Origin of the sequence: Streptomyces niveus (assembly GCF_001723055.1) — a bacterium.
GTDB lineage: Bacteria > Actinomycetota > Actinomycetes > Streptomycetales > Streptomycetaceae > Streptomyces > Streptomyces niveus.
Genome location: NZ_MDCR01000435.1, coordinates 1 through 4,930, shown reverse-complemented (window position 1 = coordinate 4,930; position 4,930 = coordinate 1). Strand labels below are relative to the sequence as shown.

Here is a 4,930-nt window from a genome sequence, read left to right as displayed (position 1 = left end):
TCACTTCTGATCGCGCTGGACCCGGCGGAGTCCAGCGCGATCAGAAGTGACTTGCCCCGTGTTGCGGGAGCGTGGGCCCTGTTGGGGCAGGTGCCCGTCGTGTCCTGCGTTGTGAAGCTGTGTGGATCAATGTGGAGCTATGAGGTTGGACGACCGGATTGGGGACCCGGGTGTCCGGTTGGGGTTGGTTGGTTGTCAGCTGTGCCCTGACGAGGCTTTTCAGGCCTCGCTGCGCTGCTGCGGAATACCCGCGAGCAGTGCGCGGACCTCTGCCTCGCGATACCGGCGATGCCCACCGAGCGTGCGGATGGACGTGAGCTTGCCGGCCTTTGCCCAGCGTGTGACCGTCTTCGGGTCCACGCGGAACATCGTGGCAACCTCAGCCGGGGTCAGCAGCGGCTCGGCATCAGGGGTGCGAGCGGTCATGAGCGGCCTCCTCGGGAGAACCGAACCATCTCGGTTCTTTCCTCTAAATTCTGCACCTTGACCCGCGTTGCCCGAAATGGCGGACGCGGGCCGAGTCGGTTATAGGACGAACGGCTTGTCCTCGGCACTACAACTACACCATCTGTCCAGCCTCGTCGGCCAAACCGATGGAATTGCCCTCTCAGGTGTTCATCAACGACGGAAGCCGATGGACCATGCCATAGCGGACAGTTACGTCGCAGTGACGATCAGTCACAGGAGCAATCAGGAGTCACGAGACCCCCCATAGAGCGCAATACTGAGCAATCCACCCTTACTTGGGCGGAAGGAGCCCTCCCCGGACTCCTTGTCCTATTTTGACACGAGGGTGGGTGATGGGCGCAAGAGCCCCGTTAGTGCGGTCCGTCACGCTTGAGGCAAAGCACCCGGATAGGGGCCTTGGTCCCCCGGCGCGCGACATGTGGCCCCACGCGCCGGTCCGCGCCACCCTCCGCGTCCGCGCCCGTACGCTCCGTCGAGCGCGGCCTCGCACCCGCAGGCCCAGCTCCTCAGTTGGCGAACTGGCGGTCCCTGACCGCCCGCCAGCGCTCCGCCAGCCGTTCGTACGCCTCGCTCGCCGCCTCGCCGTCGCCGGCCCGCAGCGCGGCGATCCCCGCCGCCACGTCCGCCGCCGACCGGTCGTCGGCCAGCTGCGGTCCGGTGAGGGCGTGCACCAGCCCGCCGTAGTCCAGCTCCACCAGCGAGCGGGGGTGGAACTCCTCCAGCCACCGGCCCACGTCTATGAGGCCCTCGATCAGCGGCCCCTCGTCGACCGACTCCCGCAGCGCCTTCAGCGCGCGGGCCAGCCGCCGCCGCGCCTGGACCATCGGGGTCCGGTAGCGCAGGGCGGGCGCCGTGGGGCCCTCCTCCTCGTACGCCCGGTACTCCCGCTCGTCGTCGGCGAAGAGCGTGAACCAGCGCACCGGCACCTGCCAGACCGCCGTCCTGATCCACGGCCGGGCGTCCGGATTGCGCTCGCGCCACTGCTCGAAGTCCGCCGCCGCCTGCTCGCGCACGACCGACGGCAGTACGGCCTCCAGCAGCGGCTTCGGCAAGGTGCCGTCCAGCGACTCCAGGGCCAGCCAGCCGCGCAGCCGGGTGCGCCACGGGCAGACGCACACCACGCCGTCCACCTCCGTCACGAACGCGTCGGCGCTCTCGTGCACGGGGACCGGGACCGGCGGAGTGGGCAGCAAGTCGGCCAGGGAGCGCCGGAGTTCGTCCTGTGCGGTCGGTGTGCGCTCCCGGGCCGCGTAACGCGCCCAGTGGCTTCTCTCCGGCTCGGGGAAGGCCGCCAGAGGCTCGTACACGCGCAGGTAGGAGGCGTAAGGGACGAGGAGTGAAGACACCGCTGGCATGGGGCGAATCGTGCCATGCCCGTACCCCCCGGGAGGGTGATCCTGAGCACTGCGTCGGATCTACGTCACGGTAGGACTTACCCTCATGCGCAAACAGTCCCTCCCACACCCCCAGGAGGGCCTACACCGCTTCGTACTTGGGAGTCACCACCGTGACCGATGTGACCGGAGCCCCTGTCGCAACCGTCGATGTACTGAACACCCTGTTCCACTCCGAACAGGGTGGCCACGAGCAGGTCGTGCTCTGCCAGGACCGCGCCAGCGGGCTCAAGGCAGTCATCGCCCTGCACTCCACCGCCCTGGGCCCGGCCCTGGGCGGCACCCGTTTCTACCCGTACGCCTCCGAGCAGGACGCCGTCGCCGACGCGCTGAACCTGTCGCGCGGGATGTCGTACAAGAACGCCATGGCCGGTCTGGACCACGGCGGCGGCAAGGCCGTGATCATCGGTGACCCCGAGCTGATCAAGACCGAAGAGCTGCTGCTGGCGTACGGCCGGTTCGTCGCCTCGCTCGGCGGGCGTTACGTCACGGCCTGCGACGTCGGTACGTATGTCGCGGACATGGACGTCGTCGCCCGCGAGTGCCGCTGGACGACCGGCCGCTCGCCCGAGAACGGCGGCGCCGGCGACTCCTCCGTACTGACGGCGTTCGGTGTCTTCCAGGGGATGCGCGCGAGCGCCCAGCACCTGTGGGGCGACCCGTCGCTGCGGGGCCGCAAGGTCGGCATCGCCGGCGTCGGCAAGGTCGGGCACCACCTGGTCGAGCATCTGCTCCAGGACGGCGCCTCCGTCGTGATCACGGACGTACGGGACGAGTCCGTGCGCCGGATCACCGAGCGGCACCCCGGGATCGCGGTGGCCGCCGACACCGACGCGCTGATCCGCACCGAGGGTCTGGACGTCTACGCGCCGTGCGCGCTGGGCGGCGCGCTGAACGACGACTCCGTGCCCGTACTGACCGCGAAGGTGGTGTGCGGGGCGGCCAACAACCAGCTCTCGCACCCGGGTGTCGAGAAGGATCTCGCCGACCGCGGCATCCTCTACGCGCCGGACTACGTGGTGAACGCGGGCGGCGTGATCCAGGTCGCCGACGAGCTGCACGGATTCGACTTCGAGCGGTCCAAGGCGAAGGCCGCGAAGATCTTCGACACGACGCTTTCAATATTCGCACGTGCGAAGGACGACGGGATTCCGCCGGCCGCGGCGGCCGACCGGATCGCCGAGCAGCGCATCTCGGAGGCACGCGCCCGCTGAGGTCCGCGGGGGCGATCCGCCGACGCGGAGCCACCGCGCGGCTCCGGGGGGAGACGAGACTCACCCCGGTCGGCGGGTCGCCCCTCCAGAAGAGGTTAAAATCGCAGCTGACCAGCGAGGACATCCGTTCTCGCCGGTCCCGCGCCGAGGCGCGTCATGCGGGCGGCGTACCGTATGGCCGCGGAAGCAGGTACCGTTGAAGTCCTAAGGACGGGTCTCTCTGCGGAGAGCTCGTTCTGAAACATGAACGCGTGTCAAGACTCTGGGGCCGTGGAGCCCCGTCACCGAGGGGGTCGAGCCATGGGGCGCGGCCGGGCCAAGGCCAAGCAGACAAAGGTCGCCCGCCAGCTGAAGTACAACAGCGGCGGGACAGACCTGTCGCGTCTGGCCAATGAGCTGGGCGCATCGCCTTCGAGTCAACCGCCGAACGCGGAGCCGTTCGAGGATGACAAAGAGGAAGATGACCCGTACGCACAGTACGCGGAGCTGTACAACGACGACGAAGAGGACGATGAGTCCGGCCCGTCGTCACAGCGTCGCGGCGCTTGACGTACGTACACCTCAAAAAGAAATCATCCATGTGACCCGGTCCGGGCTCCCCGGACCGGGTTTCACCATGACATCGGCGGCCCGTCGCCGGACCTGATTCAGCTCGCATAGTCCCCGGTCAGAGCCGCGCCCGTGGTGGCCGTGCCGGTGCTCTGCCGGTCCACGACGCCACCGGCCACCCAGGCGTCCACGCCCCGGTCGGCGAGGGTGGTGAGCGCCGTGTCGACCGACTCCTCGGGGACGACGGCGATCATGCCGACGCCCATGTTGAGCGTCTTCTCCAGCTCCGTACGCTCCACCTGGCCCGCCGAACCGATCAGGTCGAAGACGGCGCCGGGCGCCCACGTCGAACGGTCCACCGTCGCGTGCAGATGGTCGGGCACGACGCGCGCCAGGTTGTTGGCAAGACCGCCGCCCGTGATGTGGCTGAAAGCGTGCACCTCGGTGGTCCTGGTCAGGGCCAGACAGTCCAGCGAGTAGATCTTGGTGGGCTCCAGCAGCTCGGCGCCGAGCGTGCGGCCGAACTCGGCGACCTCGCGCTCCAGCGACCAGCCGAGCCGGTCGAACACGACATGCCGGACGAGTGAGTACCCGTTGGAGTGAAGTCCGGAGGACGCCATGGCGATCACGACGTCACCCGTACGGATACGATCCGCGCCCAGCAGCCGGTCGGCCTCGACCACGCCCGTGCCGGCGCCGGCGACGTCGAAGTCGTCCTCGCCGAGAAGGCCGGGGTGCTCGGCGGTCTCCCCGCCGACGAGCGCGCAGCCCGCCAGCACACAGCCCTCGGCGATGCCCTTGACGATGGCGGCGACCCGCTCGGGGAACACCTTGCCGACGCAGATGTAGTCGGTCATGAACAGCGGTTCGGCGCCGCAGACCACCAGGTCGTCGACGACCATGCCGACGAGGTCGTGGCCGATCGTGTCGTAGACGCCCATCTTGCGGGCCAGGTCGACCTTCGTACCGACGCCGTCGGTGGCCGAGGCGAGCAGCGGGCGCTCGTAGCGCTTGAGGGCGGAGGCGTCGAAGAGGCCCGCGAAGCCGCCGAGACCGCCGACGGTCTCGGGGCGCTGGGTCTTCTTCACCCACTCCTTCATCAGCTCGACGGCGCGGTCGCCGGCCTCGATGTCGACGCCCGCGGCGGCGTAGGAGGCACCGGAGGATTCAGCTGGCATGTCGGGGAGCCTTCGTGTCATTGCTGCGGAGATTCGGTTCGGGTCCGTGGAATCGGGTCCGTGGGTTCCGGTCCGTGGAATCGGGTCCGTGGAATCGGGTCCATGGGTTCCGGTCCGTGAGTTCGGG

At 68.8% G+C, this 4,930-nt stretch carries 5 protein-coding genes; 2 read left to right on the top strand and 3 right to left on the bottom strand.

The window, feature by feature from the left end; translation table 11 throughout:
- Nucleotides 1-219: 219 nt before the first annotated feature.
- Together bldC and BHU15_RS35595 are read right to left on the bottom strand one after the other, a co-directional pair.
- Nucleotides 220-426, bottom strand: a complete 207-nt coding sequence (gene bldC / locus BHU15_RS35600) for a developmental transcriptional regulator BldC (RefSeq protein WP_003949541.1) — start codon at nt 424-426, stop codon at nt 220-222.
- 548 nt (nt 427-974) lie between these two features.
- Nucleotides 975-1,823 carry a DUF8083 family protein gene (locus BHU15_RS35595; RefSeq protein WP_023540538.1) on the bottom strand — a complete coding sequence of 283 codons (849 nt, stop codon included), beginning with the start codon at nt 1,821-1,823 and terminating at the stop codon, nt 975-977.
- Between the two features lie 152 nt (nt 1,824-1,975).
- Between BHU15_RS35595 and BHU15_RS35590 the strand changes: the two genes are divergently transcribed.
- Nucleotides 1,976-3,076: a Leu/Phe/Val dehydrogenase gene (locus tag BHU15_RS35590; RefSeq protein ID WP_069630890.1), complete on the top strand. Its 1,101-nt coding sequence runs from the start codon at nt 1,976-1,978 to the stop codon at nt 3,074-3,076.
- A 300-nt stretch (nt 3,077-3,376) separates the two neighbouring features.
- Nucleotides 3,377-3,625, top strand: coding sequence for a DUF3073 domain-containing protein (locus BHU15_RS35585; protein WP_023540536.1), 249 nt, complete (start codon nt 3,377-3,379; stop codon nt 3,623-3,625).
- A gap of 98 nt (nt 3,626-3,723) precedes the next feature.
- On the opposite strand, the gene purM is transcribed toward BHU15_RS35585, so the two are convergent.
- Nucleotides 3,724-4,803, bottom strand: a complete 1,080-nt coding sequence (gene purM, locus BHU15_RS35580) for a phosphoribosylformylglycinamidine cyclo-ligase (protein ID WP_069630889.1) — start codon at nt 4,801-4,803, stop codon at nt 3,724-3,726.
- Nucleotides 4,804-4,930: the final 127 nt, after the last annotated feature.

Bases quoted from the DNA above. Each gene is read 5' to 3' on its own strand.
- bldC (WP_003949541.1), bottom strand. From the start codon at position 426: ATGACCGCTCGCACCCCTGATGCCGAGCCGCTGCTGACCCCGGCTGAG.
- BHU15_RS35595 (WP_023540538.1), bottom strand. From the start codon at position 1,823: ATGCCAGCGGTGTCTTCACTCCTCGTCCCTTACGCCTCCTACCTGCGC.
- BHU15_RS35585 (WP_023540536.1), top strand. From the start codon at position 3,377: ATGGGGCGCGGCCGGGCCAAGGCCAAGCAGACAAAGGTCGCCCGCCAG.
- purM (WP_069630889.1), bottom strand. From the start codon at position 4,803: ATGCCAGCTGAATCCTCCGGTGCCTCCTACGCCGCCGCGGGCGTCGAC.